Origin of the sequence: Pseudomonas sp. MF6776 (genome assembly GCF_016613125.1) — a bacterium.
GTDB classification, from domain to species: Bacteria; Pseudomonadota; Gammaproteobacteria; order Pseudomonadales; family Pseudomonadaceae; genus Aquipseudomonas; species Aquipseudomonas iridis.
Genome location: NZ_JAENSQ010000001.1, coordinates 61242 through 88062 on the forward strand (window position 1 = coordinate 61242; position 26821 = coordinate 88062).

Genomic DNA, 26821 nt, shown 5'->3' on the forward strand with positions numbered 1-26821 from the left:
GCGTCCTCGCTAGGCAACTAGCGGGACGCCTTTTTTTGTTTGCGCAAAATTTCTCGAGCAAGGCCTGAAGCCCACAGAGGCAAGCCGCAGCTCTCCGGAGAACCTGATGAAAAAACTCAAACTGGTGATGATCGGCAACGGCATGGCCGGCGTCCGCACCCTCGAAGAACTGCTCAAGCTGAGCAACGAGCTGTACGACATCACGGTCTTCGGCGCCGAGCCGCATACCAATTACAACCGCATCCTGTTGTCGCCGGTGCTGGCGGGTGAGCAAACCTTCGAAGAGATCGTGCTCAACGACCTCGACTGGTACCTGGAAAACAACATCAAGCTACTGCTCAACCGCAAAGTGGTGGAAATCGACCGGGTCAAGCGCCGGGTGATTGCCGAGGACGGCACTGAAGCCGAGTACGACCGCCTGCTGATCGCCACCGGCTCGACGCCATTCATCCTGCCAATTCCCGGCAACACCTTGCACGGCGTGATCGGCTACCGCGACATTGCCGACACCCAGGCAATGATCGACACCGCCAAAACCCACAAGCACGCCGTCGTGATCGGCGGTGGCCTGCTCGGCCTCGAAGCTGCCAACGGCCTGATGCTGCGCGGCATGCACGTCACCGTCGTGCATCTCGGTGAGTGGTTGCTGGAGCGGCAACTGGACAAGACCAGCGGCCAACTGCTGCAAAGCGCTCTGGAATCCCGTGGCCTGCATTTCCGTCTGTACGAACAAACCCAGGCCCTACACGATGCCGGAAACGGTCGGGTCGGCTCGGTGCAATTCAAGAACGGCGACATCATCCCTGCTGATCTGGTGGTCATGGCCGCCGGCATCCGCCCCAACACCGAACTCGCGGAAAAGGCCGGCATTCCGTGCAATCGCGGCATTCTGGTCAACGACACCCTGCAAACCTATGACCCGCGCATCTATGCCATCGGCGAATGCGCCAGCCATCGCGGCATCGCTTATGGGCTGGTCGCACCGTTGTTCGAACAGGCCAAGGTCTGCGCCAACCACCTCGCGCAATTGGGTTTCGCCCGCTATCAGGGCTCGGTTACATCGACCAAACTGAAGGTCACCGGCATCGACCTGTTTTCCGCCGGCGACTTCATGGGCGGCGAAGGCACCGAAACCATCACCCTTTCTGATCCGATCGGCGGGGTGTACAAAAAACTGGTGATCAAGGATGACGTTTTGGTTGGCGCCTGTCTGTACGGCGATACGGCAGATGGCGGTTGGTATTTCCGACAGATTCGTGAGAATCACGCCATCGGCGAGATCCGCGATCACCTGATGTTTGGCGAAAACGCCCTCGGCGACGTAGGACATCAGGGCCAGGACAAAGCAATGGTCATGGCGGACACCGCCGAAGTCTGCGGCTGCAACGGCGTGTGCAAAGGCACCATCGTCAAAGCCATTCAGGAACACGGTCTGTTCAGCGTCGATGACGTGAAGAAACACACCAAAGCGGCCAGTTCCTGTGGCTCCTGCGCGGGGCTGGTCGAGCAGATCCTGATCAACACCGTCGGCGGTGCGGCAGACGTCAAACCGAAAAGCGAAAAAGCCATCTGCGGTTGCAGCGACCTCAATCACGGCCAGATCCGCCAGGCGATCCGCGAGCAACATCTACTGACCATCGCCGGCACCATGAGTTACCTCAACTGGCGCACGCCAAACGGCTGCGCGACATGCCGCCCGGCGCTCAACTACTACCTGATTTCCACCTGGCCGGGCGAGGCCAGGGACGATCCGCAATCGCGCCTGATCAACGAGCGCGCCCACGCCAATATCCAGAAGGATGGCACCTACTCGGTGGTGCCACGGATGTGGGGCGGTGTGACCAACCCTTCGGAATTGCGCCGAATTGCCGACGTCGCCGACAAGTACAACGTGCCGATGGTCAAGGTCACCGGCGGTCAACGCATCGACCTGCTGGGCATCAAGAAACAGGATTTGCCCGGCGTCTGGAAGGATCTCGACATGCCCTCCGGCCACGCCTACGGCAAATCGATTCGCACGGTGAAAACCTGTGTCGGCAGCGAGTTCTGCCGCTTCGGCACGCAGAATTCGACGCAACTGGGCATCGAGCTTGAACATGACCTGTTCAATATGTGGTCGCCGCACAAAGTGAAACTGGCTGTCTCCGGTTGCCCACGCAACTGCTCGGAAGCGGGGATCAAAGACGTAGGAATCATCGGCGTCGATTCCGGATGGGAGATGTACATCGGTGGCAACGGCGGGATCAAAACGGAAGTCGCCGAATTCTTCGTCAAGCTGAAAACCGCCGAAGAAGTTCGCGAGTACAACGGCGCGTTCCTGCAGCTCTATCGCGAAGAAGCCTTTTACCTCGAGCGCACCGTGCACTACCTGCAACGGGTCGGCATGGAGCACATCAAGAAAGCCGTGCTTGAAGACCCCGAGCGTCGCAAAGCGTTGAACGAGCGCCTGCAATTCTCCCTGTCGTTTGAGCAGGATCCGTGGAAGGAGCGACTGGCGCAGCCGCAATTGAAGAAAGAATTTGACGTGATCCCTGTGAAAAACCTGGAGGTACCGGCATGAACTGGCTCGATATCTGTGCCCTGGAAGAGATCAATACCCTCGGTTCGCGGATCATTGCCGGTCCCAAAGGTGACATCGCGATTTTTCGTACAAGTGACGACGAAGTGTTCGCCCTCGACGACCGCTGCCCGCACAAGGGCGGCCCCCTGTCACAAGGTTTGATTTACGGCAAACGTGTGGCCTGCCCGCTGCACAACTGGCAGATAGACCTGCAATCCGGTGAAGCCCAGGCGCCTGATATCGGATGCGCCCACCATCACGCGGCGCGGGTTGAAAATGGCCGGGTGCAATTGGCCCTGCGGGACGCTATCTGATGAACCGCCAGACGACCGCCTCGACCTGCTGTTATTGCGGGGTCGGCTGCGGCGTACTGATCGAGCATGACGGCGAGCGCATCCTCGGCGTCAGTGGCGATCCGACGCATCCGGCCAACTTCGGCAAACTCTGCAGCAAAGGCTCGACCCTGCACCTGACCGGCGACCTCGCAGCCCGAGCGTTACACCCAGAACTGCGCCTGGGCAAAGGTCTGGCGCGCAGCCGTTCCGACTGGGACACAGCGCTGGACCATGCTGCCAATGTGTTCGCCCAGACCATCGCCGAGCACGGCCCGGACAGCGTCGCGTTCTACATTTCCGGACAGCTGCTGACCGAGGATTATTACGCCTTCAACAAACTGGCGCGGGCGCTGGTCGGCACCAACAACATCGACAGTAATTCTCGCCTGTGCATGTCTTCGGCCGTGGTCGGCTACAAACGAAGTCTCGGCGCCGATGCACCGCCATGCAGCTATGAGGATCTGGAGCTCAGTGATTGCGTGATGATCGTCGGCAGTAACATGGCCTACGCCCATCCGGTACTTTTTCGTCGGCTCGAAGAGGCTAAATCGCGCCGTCCGCAGATGAAAGTCATCGTCATCGACCCACGACGCACCGACACCTGCGATCTGGCCGATCTGCATCTGGCGATTCTGCCTGGCACCGATGTCGCTCTGTTCCATGGGATTTTGCACCTGCTGTTGTGGGAAGAATGGATCGACCGCGACTTCATCAACGCCCACACCGAAGGTCTGGCCGAACTGAAAAGCCTGGTACGTGATTACACGCCACAGATGGTCTCGCAGCTGTGCGGGATCAGTGTCGAGCAACTGCAGCAATGCGCTGAATGGGTGGGCACTGCGCCGAGTTTTCTGTCGCTGTGGTGCATGGGCTTGAACCAGTCCACCGCCGGCAGCGCAAAAAACAGCGCACTGATTAACCTGCATCTGGCTACCGGGCAAATCGGTCGTCCGGGGGCAGGCCCCTTCTCTCTCACCGGTCAGCCAAATGCCATGGGCGGGCGGGAAACCGGAAGTCTGTCCAATCTGCTCCCCGGCCATCGTGATGCCGCCAACCCCGAGCACCGTGCTGAAGTCGCGGCTTACTGGGGCGTCGATCGGTTACCGGAAAGCACCGGGCTCAGTGCTATCGAACTGTTCGAACAGGTGCGTAGCGGCAAGATAAAGGCGTTGTGGATAGCCTGCACCAACCCCGCCCAATCGATGCCGGATCAAAACTCGGTGCGCGCGGCACTGCAGGCGTGTCCGTTCGTGGTATTGCAGGAAGCCTTCCGCACCACCGAAACAGCTGCATTTGCCGACCTGTTACTGCCCGCCGCCAGTTGGGGCGAAAAGGAAGGCACGGTCACCAATTCCGAGCGACGCATTTCCCACGTACGCAAAGCCATTCTCGCACCGGGTGAAGCGCGGCCAGACTGGGCAATTACGGTGGATTTCGCACAGCGTCTGGAGAAACGTCTGCGCCCGCAGCACCCGAGTCTGTTTGCCTTCGATCAACCTTCGCAGCTATTCGATGAATTCAAGTTACTTACCCGCGGGCGTGATCTGGATCTCTGCGGTATCAGTCATGCACTGATCGACCAGATCGGGCCGCAGCAATGGCCCTTCCCCGCTGGCGCCCGGCAAGGAACAGCGCGCTTGTACAGCGACGGGATTTTTCCTACCGCTAATGGCCGCGCGCAGTTCATTGCCGAGCCTTACCGCGCCGCCAAGGAGCAGCGTGATGCGCGCTTCCCGCTGACGCTGATCACCGGCCGCCTGCGCGATCAATGGCACGGCATGAGCCGTACCGGCACGGCGGCGCAACTGTTCGGACATGTCAGCGAAGCGGTATTGAGCCTGCACCCGGACGAACTGCGCCGGCACCGTTTGCAGCCGGGCGATCTGGTCAATCTCAAAAGTCGTCGAGGCGCCGTGATCGTTGCGGTGGGCAGCGATGACAGCGTGCGTCCGGGCCAGGCTTTTTTGCCGATGCACTGGGGCGATCGTTTTCTCAAGGGTGGCGTGAACAGCGTGACGCTGCCGGCCTTCGACCCTTTGTCCAAACAGCCTGAACTCAAGCACAGCGGTGTGCGTTTGGAGTCGGTCAATCTGCCGTGGCAACTCTTCGCACTGATCGAAGGTGATGTTCAACGGCACTTCGAGACGCTACGACCACTGTGCGAGGCGTTTTCCTACGTGAGTCTGAGTCTCGTCGGACGTGAACGCCCGGCATTGCTGATACGCGCTGCCAGCGGCGCGGCACCGGACCCGCAGTTGCTTGGCGAGATCGACGAATGTCTGTCGCTGATCGATGGCCCCGTACTGGCCTATGACGACCCGCGCCGCGCCATCGGCAAGCGTGTACGCATTGAAAACGGCCGGATCACCGCCATTCGCCTGGCTGGCGAAACCCTCGCGCAACACTGGCTGCAAGGTTTGTGGCTGGAAGGTCGCGCGGATGAACAACTGCGACGCTGGCTGCTGGCGCCAATGAGCGCGCCGCCGGGCAACGCCGGGGCGCAAGTCAGTCGCGATAAAACCTTGTGCAACTGCAACAACGTCAGCCTCAACGCAGTCTGCGCCGGTATTGGCCAGGGACTTGACCTGCAGGGTTTGAAAAATCAACTGGGATGCGGCACGCAATGCGGCTCGTGCATCCCGGAAATAAAGCGCTTGCTGGCCGCCAACGTGCAGCCGGTTGCCGTCATTTGATGAGGGAAGACACCATGAATGCGAAAGTCTGGTTGGTGGGCGCTGGCCCTGGTGATCCGGAACTGTTGACCCTCAAAGCCGTGCGCGCCTTGCGTGAAGCCGATGTGGTGATGATCGATGACCTGGTCAACGACGCCGTGCTGGAACACTGCCCCGCCGCGCGAATCATTGCGGTGGGCAAGCGCGGTGGCTGCCGCTCGACGCCGCAGGCCTTCATCCATCGTCTGATGCTGCGCTACGCCCGTCACGGCAAATGTGTGGTGCGGCTCAAGGGCGGCGATCCGTGCATCTTCGGTCGTGGCGGTGAAGAGGCTCAGTGGTTACGCGAGCGTGGCGTCGAGGTCGAGTTGGTCAACGGCATCACTGCCGGGCTGGCCGGTGCGACGCAGTGCGATATCCCCCTGACCCTGCGCGGTGTCGCGCGTGGCGTGACGCTGGTGACTGCGCATACGCAGGATGACAGCCAATTGAATTGGCAGGCACTGGCGCAAGGCGGGACGACGCTGGTGATCTACATGGGTGTGGCCAAGCTTGGCGAGATTCGTGAGCAATTGTTGGCGGGGGGAATGGCGAAGGATACGCCGGTAGCGATGATCGAAAACGCCTCATTGCCACATCAGCGCGAGTGCCGCAGTGATCTGATGGCGATGGAGTTGGATGCCTCTGCGTTTGAGCTGAAAAGTCCGGCCATCCTGGTGATTGGTGCTGTTGCTGCTGTTGCGCAAGATCAACAGATCGCAGCCTGCGGCAGCTCCTACATTGGGAGTGCTTGCGCCTTGTAAGTGCAGGCGCTTTACCAAATCGCAGACAAAGAAAAGCCCGGCCTAAGCCGGGCTTTTCTCGGAGCGGCAGCTAATTACTTAGCTTGAGCTTCAACCTGCGCTTCTACGCGACGGTTTACAGCGCGGCCAGCTTCAGTTTTGTTGTCAGCAACTGGGCGGGATTCGCCGTAGCCAACAGACTGAACGCGGGACGATTCAACACCGTACTGGTTGGTCAGAACTTGCTTAACGGCGTTTGCACGACGCTCGGACAGTTTCTGGTTGTAAGCGTCAGGACCGACGGAGTCAGTGTGACCTTCAACAGTAGTGGTGGTGGATGGGTACTGCTTCATGAAGTCAGCCAGGTTTTTGATATCGCCGTAGCTGTTGGTTTTAACAACAGATTTGTCGAAGTCAAATTTAACGTCCAGCTCAACACGAACAACTTCAGCAACTGCCGGGCAGCCATCAGCGTCAACAGTTACGTTGGCTGGGGTGTCTGGGCACTTGTCAACGTTGTCGCAAACGCCATCGTTGTCGCTGTCGGAGCAGACTTCAGCTGGTGCTGGAACTGGAGCAGCAGCTGGCTTGGAGCCGCCACCGAAGTTCACACCGATACCGACGCTTGGAGCCCACTCGGTGTCGCCTTGGTCGATGTTGTACTGAGCTTCAACGCCAGCACGGGCGTAGAAGTTGTCAGTGAAGTACAGCTTGGCACCGCCGCCAACGTTGGCGAAGGTGGAACGGTTACGACCGTTCGAACCGTTCTGGTCGATGCTCTGGTCAGAGAAACCGGCCGAAACGTACGGACGCAGCATGTCGCCCGGGTTGTTGAAGTGGTACAGAGCGTCCAGAGCGGTGTTAGCGCCTTTTACGTTCTTGCCGTCGTCGGCACGTACGTTGTGCACTTCGTCGTAGCCCAGACGCAGTTCAACGTCGTCGGTCAGGAAGTAACCGATCGAGCCGCCGAACAGGTTGCCGTTGTTCTTGAAGTTACGAGCGCTGTCGAATTGTTCTTTCTTAGCGAAGCCTTCGATTTCAACTGCGCCTTGGCCTTGTGCCAGAGCGCCGAACGAAGTGGCAGCAATAAGAGAACCAATGGCCAAGCCCAAGGTGTTTTTCAGTTTCATCCGTTAAATCCCCATCTGGTGATTGTGAAGCAGTCCCGCAAACCGGGGGACAACTCGGCGGCAAGTCTATCAGAACTTGCCTACACGTAAGAGATATTTGCGCTGAACTAAGTTTCAGCAATGCCTGCAAATTTCTCACGCAATTTATCTAGAGCGCGTTTGTACCGCATTTTTGTAGCACTCAAACCCATGTGCATGATGTCTGCGATCTCCTGAAACTCCAGCTCTGCGACAAATCGTAGCACCAGAATTTCGCGGTCAATCGGGTTCACATACACCAGCCAGCGATCAAGCCCGCCCTTGTCCTCGGGTTTTGGCGCCTTTTCTTCGGACGCTTCCTCAAGGGGGTCAAGACTCAATGCGTCCATCAAGCGACGCTTTCGCCGTTCCTTCCGATACTGCGTGATGCATTCGTTGTAAGTGATGCTGTACAGCCAGGTTTTGAACTTCGATTTCCCCTCGAAATTCTTCAAGCCATACAACACCTTCAACATCACTTCCTGACAGACATCGTCTGCATCGCGATCGTTCCCAAGATATCTCGCGCAGACGTTAAATAATGTTCGCTGGTAACGCCGCATCAGTTCTTCATAGGCGCGCGTCACGTGAAACAGCTCGGTATGCGCGCGCGCGACCAACTCCTCATCAGAGAGCTCGCGGGGGTCGTAGCGCGTAGATAGCGTTTGGGCTTTATTCAAAACAAGTCGTGCCGACAGTCAGGTCAATGTCCGCCGCAACCAGCTTCAGCTGGCATTTCGCGGCGGCATACATTAGCAGGGTTTGCCGGATTAGCGGCTACTCACATGCTGTTCCAGCAGGATCCGATTGGAAAGAGAGACTAGCTCACCCTCATCGGTCAGCAATGTGGTTTTAACCGTGCCGATCTCTTCGATCTGGCCTTCGACCTCGCCAACACGCACTTGTTGCCCAACCTGGTACAACTCACGCACATAGATTCCCGCAAGAATCTGACCGGCAATTTCCCGGCTTCCCAACCCCATGGCCAGCGCAACCGCCAGACCAACGGTAATCAAAACGATGACAATCACATGGTTCAGCAGGTCGGTCTTGACCTCAAGCTGACTGATCGCGACCGAGATGCTGATGATGATCACCAGCCCCTGAGCGATTCGCCCCAGCCCCGAAGCGTAGTCCAGGCCTACGCCTTCTGCCGCCCCACGCACCAGCCCATTGGCCAGTTGCGCGAGCAAAACACCCACCAGCAACACCAGGGCTGCGCCAAATACTTTTGGCAAATACAGCGCCAGCATATCGAGCGTAGCTGAAACTCTCTCAAGGCCAAGGGATTCTGCTGCAGAAACCAGAAAAATAAGCAGAACGAACCAGTAAACGATCTTGCCGATCAGTGTCGAGATCGGAACCTGAAGCCCGGCGCGCGACAGCAATTTAGTCAGTCCGGTGCCGCCCATCAGGCGATCGAGGCCCAATTTAGCGAGCAGTTTGGACAGCAAGGTATCGAGCAGCTTGGCCACGACGAAACCCAACAGCAGCACCACCAGTGCGCCGAACAGGTTCGGGATGAAGTTGGCGACTTTGGTCCACAACGCAGTCATTGCAGTGACGAGGCTCTGAGTCCAGAGATCAAGTTCCATATTCAATCAGCCTTATCAGCAGTGCGAGCGGTAGGTTTACGAAGACGGGAAACCGGCGAGACATGGGCCGATCCGTTATTCAGGGCGATCATCAGCGCGGGCAGCCAGCGGCCCAGCAGGCTGAACAGATCGCCGGCGCCGACCTGGCGGTTGGCGGTTTTGAGTACGCGGCCCAGACACGCATCGTCGTCACGGCTGGACGGCGAGGCGTTGAGCATGTCGCGCAAAGACTGTTCAAACGGATCGTGCATACGCACCTCTCGTGATGTCTGTGAAAGACGCGGGCAAATTTGGTCGGGTCACATGCGCCATGTTCAAACCCAGCGCAAACGACGGAATAACCACCATTGGCCGAAGGCCATGGCGAGCACCGTCAAGCAGGCGATCAGGAAACCATAAGGGCTGCTCGCGAACGGAATTCCGCCAACATTTATACCCAACAGCCCCGTGATAAAACTCATCGGCAAAAAGATGCAGGTGATGATCCCGAAGCGGTACATCGTGCGATTCATGCGCACGCTCAAACGTCGGTCTTCCGCCTCCAGGACAAGCCCCACGCGCTCTCGGGTCAATTCGAGTTCTTCCAGATAGCGGGTCAGGCTGTTGTTCAACTCGTTCCAGTAATCGGCATCATCATCGACAAACCACGGCAGTTTTATCCGCGTCATCTGGCCGAAAATATCCCGCTGTGGAGCGAGAAACCGCTTCAGTCCGGCCGCCCTTCGACGGATGTGCAAAATCGATCCGTGCTCTGGGGTATACCGTTCGTCGGCATCCATCTTTTCTTCTTCCTCATCGGCGATTTCCGAGAGGCAAGTGACCAGATCCTGCACTTTATTAGTGAGGAATTGCGCCAGATAAAGGATCAGCTCAGAGGACGTTTTCGGGCCTTTGCCCTCCGCCAGAATCGTCAGCAGCTCATCCGTGGCGCGCAACGGGCGCAAACGCAGGGAAATAACGCGCTGGGCGGAAGCGAAAATCCGCACCGAAACCATGTCTTCCGGTTCGGCCCCCGGATTGAGGTTGACGCCGCGCAAAAACAGCAGCAACTCGGAATCCGGCAACGGCAGCAGGCGCGGTCGAGTGTTCTCTTCCAGCAGCAAGTCGCAGGAGAATTCGTTCAGGCCACTGGATTTGCGCAGCCAGGTCTGCGTTTGCGGATGACTGCGATCCCAGTGCAGCCACAGACTTTCATGAGCCTGTAGCTGCAAATCGTCGAGCTCAGTCCGGGCTATCGAACGCGCACCGCCTCTACCGTCCAGCACCAGGGCATGCACCAGCCCCCATTGCGCGTTTTCTTCCTCGAACATCCTCATCCCTTTGTCAAAAGCTTATTCAGGCATCTTCAGCGGACTCGGCGAGATGATTACGCCGTTGTTGTCCGCATAAATGTAGTGGCCCGGGTGGAACGTCACTCCGGCGAAAGTCACCGCGACGTTGAGATCGCCGATGCCGCGCTTGTCGGTTTTCATCGGATGGCTGGCCAGTGCCTGGACGCCAAGATCGGTCTGGGCGATGACATCGACGTCACGAATGCAACCGTAGATGACCATCCCTTCCCAGCCGTTTTTCGCGGCTTTCTCGGCGATCATGTCTCCGAGCAGCGCACGGCGCAGCGATCCGCCACCGTCGACCACGAGTACCTTGCCGTTGCCCTTGAGTTCAGCTTGCTCCTTGACCAGCGAGTTGTCTTCGAAACATTTGATGGTCACGATTTCGCCGCCGAACGAATCACGTCCGCCGAAATTGCTGAACATCGGTTCCAGCACCTGGACCAGTTCCGGATAGGCATCGCACAGGTCAGGCGTGAGGTAATGGTTCATCGAAAAACTCCTGTAAAAAGGAAGACGATCAAGGATGACGCACTCTTGTGAGACGAGTTCCGGCAGTCGCTGTTTACCTTAGTTCATACAATGCTCGCTGAGCGAACCTGAACAAACGCTGAATACTTAATAGCAAATCAGCCACCAAATATGACCAGAACCGCACAATGCGTCATATCTTAGCCGCAAGCCGCCCCGAACGAAATGGCCTCTTCAGCGCCTCGCGACTCAGACTGCAGCCGCGAGATCCGGCTTCTCGCCCAACAACGGGGTCTGCTGATCGTTCAACCAGCGCGCCACCAGTGGCCATACTTGTGCCTGTGCAGCCTTGCTTACCAGCATTTCGACATGGCCGAAATTCTCGTTGAAGCCCTGCTCGCGCCCCAGATTGATGAACTGCTTGTGCTCAGAGCCAATCTGCTCGAACAGTTTGCGACAAGCCCACTCAGGATCCTGATGATCCCCGGCCGCACTCACCGCCAGCAATGGCACCTGAACATCAGCCAGACCGGCCCACCAATCTTTGTCTTTGTCACCAAATCGGCCGAACAGGCCGTACCAGCGCATGCTCTCGATGGCCAGGCCGATGGGCTCGTCTTCCGGTCCGCGTTTGAGACGTGAGCCCGACAACTGCGCGAAACGCTTGAGAATGAAGCGACCGCTCCATTCAACCGGCGGAATCTTCAGCGGCCAGTAAGTACGGCTGACCTGAGTGCCAAAAAACGCTGCCGACGCCACGGCGGGTTCGCCCAGATACTCGCCCCCGAGTGCCGCCGCCAGGGTAATGCCGCCCAGCGAATGGCCGATCCAGTGCGGCACCTGCCCGCTCTGCTCACGCACGAATGCGGCGATTGCCGGCAAATCGTACCTGGCGTAGTCGGCGACACGGTTCCTGCGGTATTCCTCGTTGCGCTGCGATAAACCGTGACCGCGCATCTCCGGAATCCACACGTCGAAGCCCAACCGCGCCAGATAAGCGCCGAGCCCCAGACCTTTGGGCGAGAACCAGAAGCGTCGGTTGGAAAAACTGCCGTGCAACAGGATGACCGGCACACCGCGCACCGCCGGTTCATCGGCCATACCCAAACGGGTGACGGCGATTTCTACGGACCAGTCCGGGCTGTTGCCGGGTTTGAGACGATAAACGTCTTCGCTCAGATCGCCGCGCCGCTCGGCGCTGATCAGGGCGACAGGAAATAGGTTGCTGCTGCTTTGCATAATGCTCTTGCACAAAAAAGGGCGGCATCCGGAGGCGCTCGCCCTGTTTGAATCACCTAAAGAACCGAGTCGTGTGGGAGCGAGCCTGCTCGCGAAAGCGGTGTATCTGCCAACATTCATATCGAATGTTAATCCGATTTCGCGAGCAGGCTCGCTCCCACAGGGGACGCGGACCGTTCACATATTGGTTAAGCCTGCGCTTGGCCTTCCGCGAGGAAGAACCAGGTTTCCAGCACGGTGTCCGGGTTCAGCGACACGCTTTCGATGCCCTGCTCCATCAGCCAACGAGCCAGATCCGGGTGATCGGAAGGGCCCTGACCGCAGATACCGATGTACTTGCCAGCCTTATTGCACGCCTGAATCGCGTTCGACAGCAGCTTCTTGACGGCCGGATTACGCTCGTCGAACAGGTGCGCGATGATCCCGGAGTCACGGTCCAGGCCCAGCGTCAGCTGAGTCAGGTCGTTGGAACCGATCGAGAAACCGTCGAAGAATTCGAGGAACTCTTCAGCCAGAATCGCGTTGGATGGCAATTCGCACATCATGATCACGCGCAGACCGTTCTCGCCACGCTTCAGGCCGTTCTCTGCGAGCAGATCAACAACCTGACTGGCTTCGCCGAGGGTACGCACGAACGGCACCATGATTTCGACGTTGGTCAGGCCCATCTCGTTGCGCACGCGTTTCAGCGCGCGGCATTCGAGTTCGAAGCAATCGCGGAACGATTCGCTGATGTAACGCGAAGCGCCACGGAAGCCCAGCATCGGGTTTTCTTCTTCAGGCTCGTACAGCTTGCCGCCGATCAGGTTGGCGTATTCGTTGGACTTGAAGTCCGACAGACGCACGATGACCTTCTTCGGAGTGAACGCTGCTGCCAGGGTGCTGATGCCTTCGACCAGTTTGTCGACATAGAAGCCAACCGGATCGTCGTAGCCGGCAATACGCTTGTCGACGCTGTCCTTGATTTCCTGTGGCAGGCCATCGTAGTTCAGCAGTGCTTTAGGGTGCACGCCGATCATGCGGTTGATGATGAATTCCAGACGGGCCAGGCCCACACCGGCGTTCGGCAGTTGCGCGAAGTCGAAGGCGCGGTCCGGGTTGCCGACGTTCATCATGATCTTGAACGGCAGATCAGGCATGGCGTCCACGGAGTTCTTCTTGATGTCGAAGCCCAGCTCACCTTCGAAGATGTAACCGGTGTCGCCTTCAGCGCAGGACACGGTCACGCCCTGGCCATCCTTAAGCAACTGGGTGGCGTTGCCGCAACCGACAACGGCTGGAATGCCCAGCTCACGGGCGATGATCGCCGCGTGGCAGGTACGCCCGCCCCGGTTGGTCACGATGGCGCTGGCGCGCTTCATTACCGGTTCCCAGTCCGGGTCGGTCATGTCGGAAACCAGTACGTCGCCCGGCTGGACCTTGTCCATCTCGGACACGTCCTTGATGATCCGCACTTTACCGGCACCAATACGCTGGCCGATGGCGCGACCTTCAACCAGCACGGTGCCGGTTTCTTTCAACAGGTAACGTTCCATGACGTTGGCCTGGGTGCGGCTTTTCACGGTTTCCGGACGCGCCTGCACGATGTACAGCTTGCCGTCGTCACCGTCCTTGGCCCACTCGATGTCCATCGGGCACTGGTAGTGCTTCTCGATGATCATCGCTTGCTTGGCCAGCTCGCTGACTTCGGCGTCGGACAGGCAGAAGCGCGCGCGATCAGCCTTGTCGACGTCGATGGTCTTGACCGACTTGCCGGCCGTGGCGACTTCGCCGTAGATCATCTTGATGGCTTTGCTGCCCAGGTTGCGACGCAGGATCGCCGGACGACCGGCCTCCAGCGTGCCCTTGTGGACATAGAATTCGTCCGGGTTCACCGCGCCTTGAACGACGGTTTCGCCCAGACCGTAAGCGCCGGTGATAAACACCACGTCACGGAAACCGGACTCGGTGTCGAGGGTGAACATCACACCGGCGGTGCCGGTTTCCGAGCGCACCATGCGCTGCACGCCGGCAGACAGGGCGACCAGTTTGTGGTCGAAGCCCTGATGCACGCGGTAGGAAATCGCACGGTCGTTGAACAAAGAGGCGAAAACCTCCTTGGCAGCGCGGATAACGTTCTCCACGCCACGGATGTTCAGGAAGGTTTCCTGCTGACCGGCGAAGGATGCGTCAGGCAAGTCTTCGGCAGTGGCTGAAGAACGCACGGCCACGGCCATGTCAGGGTTGCCGGCCGACAGCGTGGCGAACGCGGTGCGGATCTCGGCGTTGAGTTTTTCCGGGAATTCGGCGTCCATGATCCATTGACGAATCTGCGCGCCGGTCCTGGCCAGTGCGTTGACGTCATCAACGTCGAGCGCGTCGAGGGCCTGGTGGATCTGGTCGTTGAGGCCACTCAGTTCGAGGAAGTCGCGATAGGCCTGAGCGGTGGTGGCGAAGCCGCCGGGGACCGACACACCGGCACCCGCCAGGTTGCTGATCATCTCGCCCAGGGATGCGTTCTTGCCCCCCACATGCTCAACATCGTGTTTGCCGAGCTTATCGAGGGAAACTACGTACTCTACCAAGGTGATCTCTCCACTAACTGTGTTGGAAAAGCTCAGAAACCGGCTGCTCGGGGGAGCGTTGGCCGGTTGTATGGCCTGGACCTGGAAAATAAGTGAGAATGCAGGCCAATGGCGGCCGGCAAATCGCGCCTATCATATCCAAGATTCGTTATTAGCTTAAGGCCCAAGGTGCAAATGAAACGATCTGCTTTCTTTATCTCCGATGGCACCGGCATTACTGCCGAAACCCTGGGTCAAAGCCTCCTGGCGCAGTTCGAAAACATTACCTTCAGCAAATTCACGCGACCGTACATCGACAGCGTGGATAAAGCGCGGGCCATGGTACAACAAATCAATAAAGCCGCCGAAACCGACGGCTTTCGCCCGATCATCTTCGACACCATCGTCAATCAGGACATTCGTGAGATTCTCGCAACCTCCAATGGTTTCATGATCGACATTTTCTCGACCTTCCTCGCCCCGCTTGAGCAGGAACTGACCGAGCATTCTTCCTACACCGTGGGCAAGTCGCATTCGATCGGGCACAACTCCAATTACATGGAGCGGATCGAGGCGGTGAACTTCGCCCTCGACAACGATGACGGCGCCCGCACGCACTATTACGACAAGGCCGATCTGATTCTAGTGGGCGTGTCGCGATGTGGTAAGACGCCGACGTGTCTGTACATGGCCATGCAATTTGGTATCCGCGCGGCCAACTACCCGCTGACCGAAGACGACATGGAGCGCCTGCAACTGCCGCCCGCCCTGCGCGCTCATCAGCACAAGCTGTTCGGCCTGACCATCGACCCGGATCGCCTCACCGCGATCCGCAACGAGCGCAAACCCAACAGCCGCTATTCGAGCTATGCCCAGTGCGAATTCGAAGTGCGCGAAGTGGAAAACCTGTTCCGCCGCGAAAACATTCCGAACATCAACTCCACACATTTTTCGGTGGAAGAGATCTCGGCGAAGATTCTGGTGGAGAAAGGCGTCGAGCGGCGGTTCAAGTAGTTTTGCGGTGTCTGATCTGACGCCATCGCTGGCAAGCCAGCTCCCACAGGGATTTGTTGTGAATGTGAATTTTGCAAACACCAGAGAAACCTGTGGGAGCGGGCTTGCCCGCGATGAACGATTACACGATGTCTGTTAATGCCAAGGCCAAAGCTTCGAAACCGCCAAGCAACAACCCGTCATTTCCCACCGAGTTACACACACTCACCCGAATAAACTGCGGCACCGCCGCATGCCCTACCGCGAACGCCTCGGCGGTCGCCACCAGATAGTTGTTTTCTTTCAACTCCGCAGCAATCTGCGACGCTCGCCACAACTCAGGCACCTCTACCCAAAAGTGCGGACTGTAGGTGTGCGTCTTGTAGCTCAAGCCGTCCAGTACACCCGCAACCAACGCCTTGCGGCGGCCAATCTCCGTGATCTGCTCATCCAGCAAACGCTCGGCCATGCCGTTTTCGATCCACAGGCTCGCCACCTCCATCGACAGCGGATTGGCCATCCAGCACGTCGCACGAATGGCTGAACTGATACGCCCGATCAGCGCCTGCGGCGCATGCAGATAACCGACCCGCAAACCCGCCGAAACGGCCTTGCTGAGACTGCCGATCAGCACCGCACGCTCGGGGGCGAAATAACTCAATGGCAGCGGGCGCTGGTGGTCGAGCACAGCATGGGCTTCGTCTTCGATAATCAGCAGATTATGCTGGCGGCACACCTCGGCAATCGCCTCGCGCCGCGGGATCGACATCACGGCGGCTGTAGGATTCTGGATCGTTGGTGTGCAATACACCGCCGCTACCCGATGCTGACGGCAAATGTCCTCCAGCGCCGAGGGCAACAGTCCTTCGTCATCCATCGCGGCGCCGATGAGTTTTATCCCGAGTTGACGTGCGACGCTGATCAATCCGGGGTAGGACAAATGCTCGGTCACGACCGTGTCGCCGGCCTTGAGCAAAGCCATCAAGGCGCACAGCAAACCGTGCTGACCACCGTTGACGCACAGCACCTGATCGGCGTGCGGCACGAAATCCCCGTGGCGCAACCAGACCGCCCCCGCCACCCGGTGCCTGGCCAATCCGCTTTCGGCGGTATACCCGGTCAATTGCTGTAACAGGCCCGGATCATTGGCCAGCTCGACAAGACACTCGCGCGTGAACGCTGCTTCCTGGCCGGGGATCGGCTGGTTGCGGCTCATGTCGAAACACGCTGGCGGCTCGTCGCTGACATTGCGAAAGCCTTTGTCCTGCGGCCGTTCCATCCCGCGCTGACGCACATAGGTGCCGTCTCCTACGCGGGCCACAACTAATCCGACCCGCTCCAACTCGCCGTAAGCACGACTGATGGTGCCAATGGTGACGCCAAGACTATCGGCCAACAGCCTGTGCGGTGGCAGCTTGCGACCTGCCTCGATAACGCCCTCGCCAATGGCCTTTTCGACCGCATCGGCCAGGCGTTTGTACTTGACGCCGACGCCATTGGCGAGGCCGTCGCGAAGGATTGACACCATGGCAATACTTACTTTGACAGTCATTCTCGCCCCAAATAGCGTATTAAAAAACAGGTTCAATCAGGAATAGACCTTTTCAGTGACGAGGTCAATTCCCCGCTCGGAGCACCCAACATGTCGACCGTCGTCAGCTCACCGATAACCATCAGCAAACCCTGGCTTGCCGGATTGATCACCAGCACCCTGTTTCTCATCGTTTGTCTGAGTTGGGGCACCACATGGCTGGGGATCAAGATTGCCGTGGAAAGCGTGCCGCCACTGACCGCTGCCGGCCTGCGCTTTCTGATTGCCTTCCCGCTGTTCCTCAGCTTCGCGGTGTTGCGCAGGGAACCCCTGCTATTCCCACGACAAAGTCGCTGGTTTTTTGTGTTCGTCACGCTGTCGTATTTCAGCCTGCCGTATTACCTGCTCAACTATGGCGAGATGCACGTGTCGTCTGGCCTGACGGCGCTGCTGTTCAGCTGCATGCCGGTGTTTATCCTGATGTTCAGCGCACTGTTTCTGCGCGAGAAAATCTATCCATCACAAATGCTCGGCATCGCCATCGGCTTCGCCAGTTTGTTCATGATCATTCGCAGCCAGGGCTTGCACCTTGATCAGGCGGAATGGCTCGGTGTGCTGGCGATTCTCTGCGCAGCCGTCATGCATGCGTTGTGCTACGTAGTGACGAAAAAACACGGCAGCGCCATCAGTGTGATCACCTACAACACGCTGCCGATCGGCATCGCCGGGCTGATGTTATTTATTGTCGGATTGAGCTTCGAAGCGCCGAGCTTCCAGGACGTGACCGCGCGCTCATGGGCTGCCCTGCTCTATCTCGGGCTGGTGGCGTCGGTGGGTGGATTCATCGTTTATTTTTTGCTGCTTAAACGCCTGAGCCCGATCATTCTGTCGTTCGTGTTTATCATTTTCCCGGTGTTCGCCGTGATCATCGGCGCCTGGTACGAAGGGCAAACCCTGTCCCGGGAACTGATGATCTATTCGGCGATTTTGTTGAGCGGTTTTGCGATCACCAAACTGCCCATCGAAAAATGGCGCAAATCCTCCGTGTAGGAGCTGCCGCAGGCTGCTCCTACAGCGCTTTCGTCAGATCACGAACAGGTCGACGAAGCGGTGGACTGGCGTCGCTTCCAGCCGCGACTGATCTTTGCACAGCGCCAGGATCTCGGCGCTGCGTTGACCGGTGAAGCGCGTTGCCAGGTTGGCCTTGAACTTGTCTTCCAGCAAAGGAATGCCCTGCGCCCGGCGGCGGCGATGGCCGATCGGGTATTCCACCACGACGTTGTCGGTGCTGGTGCCGTCCTTGAAAAAAACCTGCACGGCGTTGGCAATCGAGCGCTTGTCGGCCTCAAGGTACTCGCGGGTGAAGCGCGGCTCTTCGACGATGTGCATTTTCTCGCGCAGCACATCAATTATCGGATGTGCTTTGTGGAAATCGTCCTCGTACTGCTCGGCGATCAGGTTGCCGAAGGCCAGCGGCACGGCGGTCATGTACTGAATGCAGTGATCGCGGTCGGCAGCGTTGGCCAGCGGCCCGACCTTGGAAATGATGCGGATCGCCGATTCGTGCGTGGTGATGACGATTCGCTCGATTTCGTGCAGTCGATTGCGCACTTGCGGATGCAACGTCACCGCTGCCTCGCACGCAGTTTGCGCGTGGAACTCGGCGGGAAAGCTGATCTTGAACAGGACGTTTTCCATCACATAACTGCCGAACGGCCGTGAGAAAGCGAAGGCGCGTTTGTCTTCCGGCTTCAACGCCAGGTCGCTGTTGGTGTGGCTGAAGAGTACGTCGTAAAAGCCCCACTGTTTGGCACTCAACACACCGGGAATGCCCATTTCGCCACGCATGGCGATATCGGCCAGACGCACGCCACGGCTGGACGCATCCCCCGCTGCCCAGGATTTTCGCGAGCCAGCATTCGGTGCATGACGGTAGGTGCGCAGAGCCTGACCGTCGGCGAATGCATGGGACAGCGCCGACAACATCTGCTCGCGATTGGCGCCCATCAGTTTGGCGGTCACGGCGGTCGAGGCGACTTTCACCAGAATGACGTGATCAAGTCCTACGCGGTTGAAGGAGTTTTCCAGAGCAATGACGCCCTGAATCTCGTGAGCCATGATCATCGCTTCCAGCACATCACGAATCGTCAGCGCTGCTTCAGCGTTGGCCGAGCGCTTCTGCGAGAGGTGATCGGCCACCGCGAGAATTGCGCCGAGGTTGTCCGACGGATGGCCCCACTCGGCGGCGAGCCAAGTGTCGTTGTAGTCGAGCCAGCGCACGATGCAGCCGATATCCCACGCCGCTTTCACCGGATCAAGGCGATAAGGGGTGCCCGGCACTCGAGCGCCAAACGGCACGACGGTGCCTTCGACGATGGGGCCAAGGTGCTTGGTGCATTCGGGAAAACGCAGCGCCAGCATACCGCAACCCAGCGTGTCCATCAGGCAGTGGCGGGCGGTGTTCAGGGCTTCGGTGGATTCAACTTTGAAGGTCAGGACGTAGTCGGCGATGTCCTGCAGGACACGGTCGTAGTCGGGGCGGTTGTTCAGGTCGACGTTGGCGCTCATGTTCGATTCACTCTTTAAGTGGTTCGTTGATGGGACCTCGGTTCAGGCAATGGACTTTTAGAATTGAAATGCGACCCCATGTAGGAGCTGCCGAAGGCTCCTACAGGGGAAGTTGTCGTTTAGAAAGAATCACCAGGGACGCGCACGTAGCCCTCCATCAGGACACGGGCACTGCGGCTCATGATGGCTTTTTTCACCACCCACTCACCGTTTTCCAGGCTCGCCTCGGCGCCCACACGCAATGTGCCGGAAGGATGACCGAAACGCACGGCGTTGCGTTCCACACCACCCGCCGCCAGGTTCACCAGTGTCCCGGGAATTGCCGCCGCAGTGCCGATGGCGACCGCAGCCGTGCCCATCATCGCGTGGTGCAGCTTGCCCATCGACAATGCACGCACCAGCAAATCAACATCACCGGCAGCAATCGCTTTACCGCTGGACGCCACGTAATCCGCAGGCCTGGCGACGAACGCGACTTTTGGTGTGTGTTGGCGCTTGGCCGCTTCATCGAGATTCGAGATCAGGCCCATGCGCAAAGCGCCATAAGCGCGGACGGTCTCGAACATCTGCAAGGCTTTCGGGTCGCTGTTGATCGCACTTTGCAGTTCGGTGCCGCTGTAACCGATGTCTTCGGCGTTGACGAAAATCGTCGGAATACCCGCATTGATCATGGTCGCCTTGAAGCTGCCAACACCCGGCACCTCCAGCTCATCGATCAGGTTGCCGGTAGGAAACATCGAGCCACCACCGCCCTCTTCTTCTGCCGCAGGATCCATGAACTCCACCTGCACTTCGGCCGCCGGAAAGGTCACGCCGTCGAGTTCAAAATCCCCGGTTTCCTGCACTTCACCGTTGGTAATCGGCACGTGGGCGATGATGGTTTTGCCGATATTCGCCTGCCACACGCGCACCACAGCGACACCGTCGTGCGGAATGCGGCTGGCATCGACCAGGCCATTGCTGATCGCAAACGAACCGACCGCCGCCGACAGGTTGCCGCAGTTGCCGCTCCAGTCCACAAACGGCTTGTCGATGGAGACCTGGCCGAACAGGTAGTCGACATCGTGATCAGCCTGGCTGCTTTTCGACAGGATCACGGTTTTGCTGGTGCTTGAAGTGGCGCCGCCCATGCCGTCGATTTGCTTGTCGTACGGGTCGGGGCTGCCGATCACGCGCAGCAGCAAGGCGTCGCGTGCGGGACCTGGAACCTGCGCCGCTTCGGGCAAATCTTTCAGGCTGAAGAACACGCCTTTGCTGGTGCCGCCGCGCATGTAGGTGGCGGGAATTTTGATTTGCGCTGCGAAATGAGTTGCGTGAGCCATGGTGCTCCTTAACGAAGGCATGGGACTTGAAGTCCCATGCCCACATCCGATGATTTAAACGGCAGCCGCCGACTCTTCGAGGAAGTCCTGAGCGAAGCGCTGCAACACGCCGCCGGCCTCGTAGATCGACACTTCTTCAGCGGTATCGAGGCGGCACGTCACCGGCACGTCGACGCGCTCGCCATTCTTGCGATGAATCACCAGCGTCAGGTCAGCGCGCGGCTTGCGCTCGCCAATCACGTCGTAGGTTTCGCTGCCGTCGATGGCCAGGGTGTGACGGTCGGTGCCCGCCTTGAACTCCAGCGGCAACACGCCCATGCCCACCAGGTTGGTGCGATGGATACGCTCAAACCCTTGCGCAGCAATTGCTTCGACACCCGCCAGACGCACGCCTTTGGCCGCCCAGTCGCGGGACGAGCCTTGACCGTAATCGGCGCCGGCAATAATGATCAGCGGCTGCTTGCGCTCCATGTAGGTTTCGATGGCTTCCCACATGCGCATCACTTTGCCTTCCGGCTCGACACGGGCCAGCGAACCCTGCTTGACCTTGCCGTTTTCCACGACCATTTCATTGAACAGTTTCGGGTTGGCAAACGTCGCGCGCTGGGCGGTCAAGTGGTCGCCACGGTGGGTTGCGTAGGAGTTGAAGTCCTCTTCCGGAAGGCCCATTTTCGCCAGGTATTCACCAGCGGCGCTGTCGAGCATGATCGCGTTCGACGGCGACAGGTGATCGGTGGTGATGTTGTCCGGCAGCACCGCCAGTGGGCGCATGCCCTTGAGCGGACGCGCGCCGGCCAGTGCGCCTTCCCAGTACGGCGGACGGCGAATGTAGGTGCTCATCTCGCGCCAGTCGTACAGCGGCGTGACTTTCGGGCCGGTGTCTTCATGGATGGCGAACATCGGGATGTAGACCTGACGGAACTGCTCGGGTTTGACCGAAGACTTCACCACGGCGTCGATTTCTTCGTCGCTCGGCCAGATGTCTTTGAGGCGAATTTCCTTGCCGTCGACCACGCCCAAGACATCTTTCTCAATGTCGAAACGGATGGTCCCGGCAATCGCGTAAGCAACCACCAGCGGCGGCGAAGCGAGGAAGGCCTGCTTGGCGTACGGGTGGATGCGGCCGTCGAAGTTGCGGTTGCCCGAGAGCACGGCAGTCGCATACAGATCGCGGTCGATGATTTCCTGCTGGATCACCGGATCCAGTGCGCCGGACATGCCGTTGCACGTGGTGCAGGCAAACGCCACGACGCCGAAACCGAGTTGTTCCAGTTCAGTGGTCAGCCCCGCTTCGTCGAGGTACAGCGCCACGGTTTTCGAACCTGGCGCCAGCGAGGATTTCACCCACGGTTTGCGCGTCAATCCGAGTCGGTTGGCGTTGCGCGCGATCAGGCCAGCGGCAATCACGTTGCGCGGATTGCTGGTGTTGGTGCAACTGGTGATGGCCGCGATGATCACCGCACCATCGGGCATTTGCCCCGGCACGTCATCCCACTGACCGGAGATGCCTTTGGCCGCCAGATCCGAGGTCGCAACGCGCGCGTGCGGGTTGCTCGGGCCGGCCATGTTGCGCACCACCGACGACAAGTCGAAGGTCAGACCGCGCTCGTATTGCGCGCCTTTGAGGCTGTCGGCCCACAGACCGGTGGTCTTGGCGTAATGCTCGACAAGCTGCACTTGCTGATCTTCACGACCGGTGAGCTTGAGGTAATCGATGGTCTGCTGGTCGATGTAGAACATCGCCGCGGTGGCGCCGTATTCCGGCGCCATGTTGGAGATGGTTGCGCGGTCGCCGAGGGTCAGCGCGGCAGCGCCTTCACCGAAGAACTCCAGCCATGCACCGACGACTTTCTGCTTGCGCAGGTACTCGGTCAGCGCCAGCACCATGTCGGTGGCGGTGATGCCCGGTTGCAGCTTGCCGGTCAGTTCGACGCCGACGCTTTCCGGCAGGCGCATCCACGAGGCGCGGCCAAGCATCACACTCTCGGCTTCAAGGCCGCCGACGCCGATGGCGATCACGCCCAGCGCATCGACGTGCGGGGTGTGGCTGTCGGTGCCGACGCAAGTGTCGGGGAACGCCACGCCGTCACGCACCTGGATCACCGGAGACATTTTCTCCAGGTTGATCTGGTGCATGATGCCGTTGCCCGGCGGGATCACATCAACATTCTTGAAGGCTTTTTTGGTCCAGTTGATGAAGTGAAAACGGTCTTCATTGCGACGATCTTCGATAGCGCGATTCTTCTCGAACGCCTGCGCATCAAAGCCCCCCGCCTCTACCGCCAGCGAGTGGTCGACAATCAGTTGCGTCGGCACCACCGGATTGACTTGCGCCGGATCGCCGCCCTGCAAGGCAATCGCGTCACGCAGACCGGCGAGGTCGACCAGTGCGGTCTGACCGAGAATGTCATGGCAGACAACGCGCGCCGGGAACCACGGGAAATCGAGGTCGCGCTTGCGCTCGATGAATTGCTTCAGGGATTCGGTCAGCGTGGCCGGGTCGCAGCGACGCACAAGGTTTTCCGCCAGCACGCGCGAGGTGTACGGCAGGGTGTCGTAAGCGCCGGGCTGGATCGCATCGACAGCCGCGCGGACGTCGAAATAGTCCAGCGGTGTTCCGGGCAGGTTCTTGCGAAATTCTGTGTTCATCGGGTCAGGACTCGGGTCACGGGAGTTTCAAGGGGTGGCCAGCACGGACCTGAGTTGCACACCGTCCACTGTGGGAGCGAGCCTGCTCGCGAAAGCGGTAGATCCGTCGACATCAATATTGGATGTCAGTCCGTCTTCGCGAGCAGGCTCGCTCCCACAGGGTCTAGCGGTGTTCTCGGGCCCGGGCACCACCATTCAGCGACGTTCGATTGGCACGAACTTGCGCTGGTCTACGCCGACGTATTCGGCGCTTGGGCGGATGATGCGGTTGTTGGCGCGTTGTTCGAACACGTGCGCCGCCCAGCCGGTCAGGCGCGAGCAGACGAAGATCGGTGTGAACAGTTTGGTCGGGATGCCCATGAAGTGGTACGCCGAGGCATGGTAGAAGTCGGCGTTCGGAAACAGCTTCTTCTGCTCCCACATGGTCTTGTCGATGGCCTCGGAAACCGCGAACAGCACCTTGTCGCCGACTTCATCAGAGAGCTTTTTCGCCCAGCCCTTGATCACTTCGTTGCGCGGGTCGCTGTCCTTATAGATCGCGTGACCGAAACCCATGATCTTGTCTTTGCGCTCGAGCATGCCGAGGGTGCCTTTGATCGCGTCTTCGGGCGACGAAAAGCGCTCGATCATTTCCATCGCCGCTTCGTTGGCGCCGCCGTGCAGCGGGCCGCGCAACGAACCGATGGCCGCAGTGACGCAGGAATACAGATCGGACAGGGTCGAAGCGCAAACACGAGCGGTGAAGGTCGAGGCGTTGAATTCGTGTTCGGCGTAGAGAATCAGCGACACGTTCATCACTTTGACGTGCAGTTCGCTCGGCTTCTTGTCGTGCAGCAAGTGCAGGAAGTGGCCACCGATGGATTGTTCATCGGTCACGCAGTTGATGCGTTTGCCATCGTGGCTGAAGCGATACCAGTAGCACATGATCGCCGGGAACGCGGCCAGCAGACGGTCAGTCTTGTCGCGCTGTTCGGAGAAGTCTTTCTCCGGTTCGATGTTGCCAAGGAACGAGCAACCGGTGCGCATCACATCCATCGGGTGGGCGTCGGCGGGGATGCGTTCGAGCACTTCTTTCAGCGCTTGCGGCAGGTCGCGCAGCTTGCTCAGTTTGCCTTGATAAGCGTCGAGTTCGGCCTGGGTCGGCAGTTCGCCATACAGCAGCAGGTACGCCACTTCTTCAAATTGCGCATCGGCTGCCAGTTCGCGCACGTCGTAGCCGCGATAGGTCAGCCCGGCACCGGCCTGGCCTACGGTGGACAGTGCGGTTTGCCCGGCAACCTGGCCCCGGAGCCCGGCGCCACTGAGTACTTTTGCTTCGGCCATTGCTGTCTCCAATCTTCTTGAATTTGTAGGGAAACTTGTGGGAGCGAGCCTGCTCGCGAAGGTAGTCGCAACACCTCGGTCCATCAGGGACACCGCGTTATCGTTGGCATCCTTCGCGAGCAGGCTCGCTCCCACAGGATTTGAATCAGCCTTTCTTTTGTGCAAACAACGCATCGAGCTTCTGCTCGAACGTGTGGTAATCGATGCGATCGTAAAGCTCCATGCGAGTCTGCATGGTGTCGATGACATTCTGCTGCGTGCCGTCGCGGCGGATCGCGGTGTAGACATTTTCCGCAGCCTTGTTCATCGCGCGGAACGCCGACAGCGGGTAAAGCACCAGCGATACATCGGCGCCGGCCAGTTGTTCTGTGGTGTACAGCGGCGTCGCGCCGAACTCGGTGATGTTGGCCAGAATCGGCGCTTTCACGCGGCTGGCGAACAGCTTGTACATCTCAAGTTCTGTGATGGCTTCCGGGAAAATCATGTCGGCGCCAGCCTCGATGCACGCCGCGGCGCGATCCAGAGCAGACTCCAGACCTTCAACGGCCAGCGCATCGGTACGCGCCATGATCACGAAGCTGTCGTCGGTACGGGCATCGACGGCAGCCTTGATGCGGTCGACCATTTCCTGCTGGCTGACGATCTCTTTATTCGGACGATGGCCACAGCGCTTGGCGCCGACCTGGTCTTCGATATGAATCGCCGCCGCGCCGAACTTGATCATCGATTTGACGGTGCGCGCCACGTTGAAGGCCGAAGAACCGAAACCGGTGTCGACATCCACCAGCAGCGGCAGATCGCAGACATCGGTGATGCGCCGTACGTCGGTGAGCACGTCATCCAGACCGGTGATGCCCAGATCCGGCACGCCGAGGGACCCTGCGGCCACCCCGCCACCGGACAGGTAGATCGCCTTGAAACCGGCACGTTTGGCCAGCAGCGCGTGGTTGGCGTTGATCGCACCGACCACCTGCAAAGGGTGCTCGCTGGCGACCGCATCGCGGAAACGCTGGCCTGGAGTGTTCGGGTTGGAACTCATGACTCACCTCGTTCAGTGGCTGTCTTATTGTGGGCGCCGTCCTGGTAATGACGGGCGATGTTGCGTTTCGAGGCGCCGATGTGACGGCGCATCAACAATTCCGCGAGTTCGCCGTCACGGTCGGCGATGGCATCGAGAATCCTGTGGTGTTCGGCGAAGGCCTGGCGCGGGCGGTTCGGCGTGGTCGAAAACTGGATGCGGTACATGCGCACCAGTTGATAGAGCTCACCGCAGAGCATCTGCGTCAGCGTGCGGTTGCCGCTGCCCTGGATGATGCGGTAGTGGAAGTCGAAATCGCCTTCCTGCTGGTAGTAGCCGACCCCGGCCTGAAACGCTGCGTCGCGCTCGTGGGTTTCCAGCACCCGACGCAGCTCATCGATTTCTTCGACGCTCATGCGTTCAGCCGCCAGACGGCACGCCATGCCTTCGAGGGATTCACGGATTTCGTAGAGTTCCAGCAATTCGGCATGGCTCAGCGATACCACTCGCGCGCCGACGTGCGGCACACGCACCAGCAGGCGCTGACCTTCAAGACGGTGGATCGCCTCACGCAGCGGCCCACGGCTGATGCCATAGGTGCGTGCCAGCTCAGGCTCGGAGATCTTGCTACCCGGAGCAATCTCGCCTCTGACGATAGCCGCCTGAATGCGTCGAAAGACGTTTTCCGAGAGCGTCTCGGAATCGTCGCCGCTGATGACCGGGGGATCGAGTTGATCCAGC

Annotated in this window: 21 protein-coding genes; 6 read left to right on the forward strand and 15 right to left on the reverse strand. The window is 59.2% G+C overall.

Annotation, left to right across the window (positions count from 1 at the left end; genetic code table 11):
• Window positions 1-106: 106 nt before the first annotated feature.
• Genes nirB through cobA form a run of 4 tightly spaced genes read left to right on the forward strand, consistent with a single transcriptional unit; the run spans window position 107 to window position 6370 of the window.
• Window positions 107-2560 (forward strand): nitrite reductase large subunit NirB, encoded by a 2454-nt coding sequence (gene nirB, locus JJD74_RS00260; protein ID WP_200610556.1) that lies wholly within the window; start codon window positions 107-109, stop codon window positions 2558-2560.
• Window positions 2557-2874, forward strand: a complete 318-nt coding sequence (gene nirD, locus JJD74_RS00265) for a nitrite reductase small subunit NirD (protein ID WP_042558503.1) — start codon at window positions 2557-2559, stop codon at window positions 2872-2874. Before nirB ends, nirD begins: the two co-directional genes overlap by 4 nt.
• A complete protein-coding gene (locus JJD74_RS00270; RefSeq protein WP_200610560.1) occupies window positions 2874-5588 on the forward strand; it encodes a nitrate reductase in 2715 nt (904 codons plus the stop codon). The genes nirD and JJD74_RS00270 overlap by 1 nt, the downstream gene beginning before the upstream one ends.
• A 14-nt stretch (window positions 5589-5602) precedes the next feature.
• Window positions 5603-6370, forward strand: a complete 768-nt coding sequence (cobA, locus tag JJD74_RS00275) for a uroporphyrinogen-III C-methyltransferase (protein WP_200610563.1) — start codon at window positions 5603-5605, stop codon at window positions 6368-6370.
• 74 nt (window positions 6371-6444) lie between these two features.
• On the opposite strand, the gene JJD74_RS00280 is transcribed toward cobA, so the two are convergent.
• The 8 genes from JJD74_RS00280 to ppsA all read right to left on the reverse strand — a co-directional run bounded on the left by JJD74_RS00280 (window position 6445) and on the right by ppsA (window position 14697).
• Entirely contained in the window at window positions 6445-7479 is a 1035-nt protein-coding gene (locus tag JJD74_RS00280; protein WP_042558500.1) for an OmpA family protein, read from the reverse strand.
• Between the two features lie 107 nt (window positions 7480-7586).
• A complete protein-coding gene (gene sigX / locus JJD74_RS00285; RefSeq protein WP_200610566.1) occupies window positions 7587-8177 on the reverse strand; it encodes an RNA polymerase sigma factor SigX in 591 nt (196 codons plus the stop codon).
• Window positions 8178-8267: 90 nt separating this feature from the next.
• Window positions 8268-9092 (reverse strand): mechanosensitive ion channel family protein, encoded by an 825-nt coding sequence (locus JJD74_RS00290; RefSeq protein WP_008048604.1) that lies wholly within the window; start codon window positions 9090-9092, stop codon window positions 8268-8270.
• A gap of 2 nt (window positions 9093-9094) precedes the next feature.
• Window positions 9095-9343 (reverse strand): hypothetical protein, encoded by a 249-nt coding sequence (locus JJD74_RS00295; RefSeq protein ID WP_008076827.1) that lies wholly within the window; start codon window positions 9341-9343, stop codon window positions 9095-9097.
• A gap of 63 nt (window positions 9344-9406) precedes the next feature.
• Window positions 9407-10402 carry a zinc transporter ZntB gene (locus tag JJD74_RS00300; protein WP_115147632.1) on the reverse strand — a complete coding sequence of 332 codons (996 nt, stop codon included), beginning with the start codon at window positions 10400-10402 and terminating at the stop codon, window positions 9407-9409.
• A gap of 21 nt (window positions 10403-10423) precedes the next feature.
• A complete protein-coding gene (gene rraA / locus JJD74_RS00305; RefSeq protein ID WP_015096067.1) occupies window positions 10424-10915 on the reverse strand; it encodes a ribonuclease E activity regulator RraA in 492 nt (163 codons plus the stop codon).
• 228 nt (window positions 10916-11143) lie between these two features.
• On the reverse strand, window positions 11144-12133 hold the full coding sequence (locus tag JJD74_RS00310; RefSeq protein WP_200610569.1) for an alpha/beta fold hydrolase: 990 nt from the start codon (window positions 12131-12133) through the stop codon (window positions 11144-11146).
• Between the two features lie 188 nt (window positions 12134-12321).
• Window positions 12322-14697: a phosphoenolpyruvate synthase gene (gene ppsA, locus JJD74_RS00315; protein ID WP_042558496.1), complete on the reverse strand. Its 2376-nt coding sequence runs from the start codon at window positions 14695-14697 to the stop codon at window positions 12322-12324.
• A 174-nt stretch (window positions 14698-14871) separates the two neighbouring features.
• On the opposite strand from ppsA, the gene ppsR reads away from it, so the two are divergent.
• Window positions 14872-15690, forward strand: coding sequence for a posphoenolpyruvate synthetase regulatory kinase/phosphorylase PpsR (ppsR, locus tag JJD74_RS00320; RefSeq protein WP_042558495.1), 819 nt, complete (start codon window positions 14872-14874; stop codon window positions 15688-15690).
• Window positions 15691-15811: 121 nt separating this feature from the next.
• Here the strand turns inward: ppsR and JJD74_RS00325 are convergent, their stop codons facing one another.
• A complete protein-coding gene (locus JJD74_RS00325; RefSeq protein WP_200610572.1) occupies window positions 15812-17221 on the reverse strand; it encodes an aminotransferase-like domain-containing protein in 1410 nt (469 codons plus the stop codon).
• Between the two features lie 90 nt (window positions 17222-17311).
• Between JJD74_RS00325 and JJD74_RS00330 the strand changes: the two genes are divergently transcribed.
• Window positions 17312-18250, forward strand: a complete 939-nt coding sequence (locus JJD74_RS00330) for a DMT family transporter (protein WP_200610574.1) — start codon at window positions 17312-17314, stop codon at window positions 18248-18250.
• Between the two features lie 33 nt (window positions 18251-18283).
• Here JJD74_RS00330 and prpD read toward each other — a convergent pair whose 3' ends face one another.
• The 6 genes from prpD to JJD74_RS00360 all read right to left on the reverse strand — a co-directional run bounded on the left by prpD (window position 18284) and on the right by JJD74_RS00360 (window position 26820).
• Window positions 18284-19768 carry a 2-methylcitrate dehydratase gene (gene prpD / locus JJD74_RS00335; protein ID WP_200610583.1) on the reverse strand — a complete coding sequence of 495 codons (1485 nt, stop codon included), beginning with the start codon at window positions 19766-19768 and terminating at the stop codon, window positions 18284-18286.
• 119 nt (window positions 19769-19887) lie between these two features.
• Window positions 19888-21090: a 2-methylaconitate cis-trans isomerase PrpF gene (gene prpF, locus JJD74_RS00340; RefSeq protein WP_200610586.1), complete on the reverse strand. Its 1203-nt coding sequence runs from the start codon at window positions 21088-21090 to the stop codon at window positions 19888-19890.
• 54 nt (window positions 21091-21144) lie between these two features.
• Window positions 21145-23739, reverse strand: a complete 2595-nt coding sequence (gene acnD, locus JJD74_RS00345) for a Fe/S-dependent 2-methylisocitrate dehydratase AcnD (RefSeq protein ID WP_042558490.1) — start codon at window positions 23737-23739, stop codon at window positions 21145-21147.
• A 195-nt stretch (window positions 23740-23934) separates the two neighbouring features.
• Window positions 23935-25062 (reverse strand): bifunctional 2-methylcitrate synthase/citrate synthase, encoded by a 1128-nt coding sequence (gene prpC, locus JJD74_RS00350; RefSeq protein ID WP_047300390.1) that lies wholly within the window; start codon window positions 25060-25062, stop codon window positions 23935-23937.
• A gap of 145 nt (window positions 25063-25207) precedes the next feature.
• Window positions 25208-26101, reverse strand: a complete 894-nt coding sequence (gene prpB, locus JJD74_RS00355; RefSeq protein ID WP_115148452.1) for a methylisocitrate lyase — start codon at window positions 26099-26101, stop codon at window positions 25208-25210.
• Window positions 26098-26820 carry a GntR family transcriptional regulator gene (locus JJD74_RS00360; protein ID WP_181818557.1) on the reverse strand — a complete coding sequence of 241 codons (723 nt, stop codon included), beginning with the start codon at window positions 26818-26820 and terminating at the stop codon, window positions 26098-26100. Before JJD74_RS00360 ends, prpB begins: the two co-directional genes overlap by 4 nt.
• Window position 26821: the final 1 nt, after the last annotated feature.

Bases quoted from the DNA above. Each gene is read 5' to 3' on its own strand.
- nirB (WP_200610556.1), top strand. From the start codon at position 107: ATGAAAAAACTCAAACTGGTGATGATCGGCAACGGCATGGCCGGCGTC.
- nirD (WP_042558503.1), top strand. From the start codon at position 2,557: ATGAACTGGCTCGATATCTGTGCCCTGGAAGAGATCAATACCCTCGGT.
- JJD74_RS00270 (WP_200610560.1), top strand. From the start codon at position 2,874: ATGAACCGCCAGACGACCGCCTCGACCTGCTGTTATTGCGGGGTCGGC.
- cobA (WP_200610563.1), top strand. From the start codon at position 5,603: ATGAATGCGAAAGTCTGGTTGGTGGGCGCTGGCCCTGGTGATCCGGAA.
- JJD74_RS00280 (WP_042558500.1), bottom strand. From the start codon at position 7,479: ATGAAACTGAAAAACACCTTGGGCTTGGCCATTGGTTCTCTTATTGCT.
- JJD74_RS00290 (WP_008048604.1), bottom strand. From the start codon at position 9,092: ATGGAACTTGATCTCTGGACTCAGAGCCTCGTCACTGCAATGACTGCG.
- JJD74_RS00295 (WP_008076827.1), bottom strand. From the start codon at position 9,343: ATGCACGATCCGTTTGAACAGTCTTTGCGCGACATGCTCAACGCCTCG.
- JJD74_RS00300 (WP_115147632.1), bottom strand. From the start codon at position 10,402: ATGTTCGAGGAAGAAAACGCGCAATGGGGGCTGGTGCATGCCCTGGTG.
- rraA (WP_015096067.1), bottom strand. From the start codon at position 10,915: ATGAACCATTACCTCACGCCTGACCTGTGCGATGCCTATCCGGAACTG.
- JJD74_RS00310 (WP_200610569.1), bottom strand. From the start codon at position 12,133: ATGCAAAGCAGCAGCAACCTATTTCCTGTCGCCCTGATCAGCGCCGAG.
- ppsR (WP_042558495.1), top strand. From the start codon at position 14,872: ATGAAACGATCTGCTTTCTTTATCTCCGATGGCACCGGCATTACTGCC.
- JJD74_RS00325 (WP_200610572.1), bottom strand. From the start codon at position 17,221: ATGACTGTCAAAGTAAGTATTGCCATGGTGTCAATCCTTCGCGACGGC.
- JJD74_RS00330 (WP_200610574.1), top strand. From the start codon at position 17,312: ATGTCGACCGTCGTCAGCTCACCGATAACCATCAGCAAACCCTGGCTT.
- prpD (WP_200610583.1), bottom strand. From the start codon at position 19,768: ATGAGCGCCAACGTCGACCTGAACAACCGCCCCGACTACGACCGTGTC.
- prpF (WP_200610586.1), bottom strand. From the start codon at position 21,090: ATGGCTCACGCAACTCATTTCGCAGCGCAAATCAAAATTCCCGCCACC.
- acnD (WP_042558490.1), bottom strand. From the start codon at position 23,739: ATGAACACAGAATTTCGCAAGAACCTGCCCGGAACACCGCTGGACTAT.
- prpC (WP_047300390.1), bottom strand. From the start codon at position 25,062: ATGGCCGAAGCAAAAGTACTCAGTGGCGCCGGGCTCCGGGGCCAGGTT.
- prpB (WP_115148452.1), bottom strand. From the start codon at position 26,101: ATGAGTTCCAACCCGAACACTCCAGGCCAGCGTTTCCGCGATGCGGTC.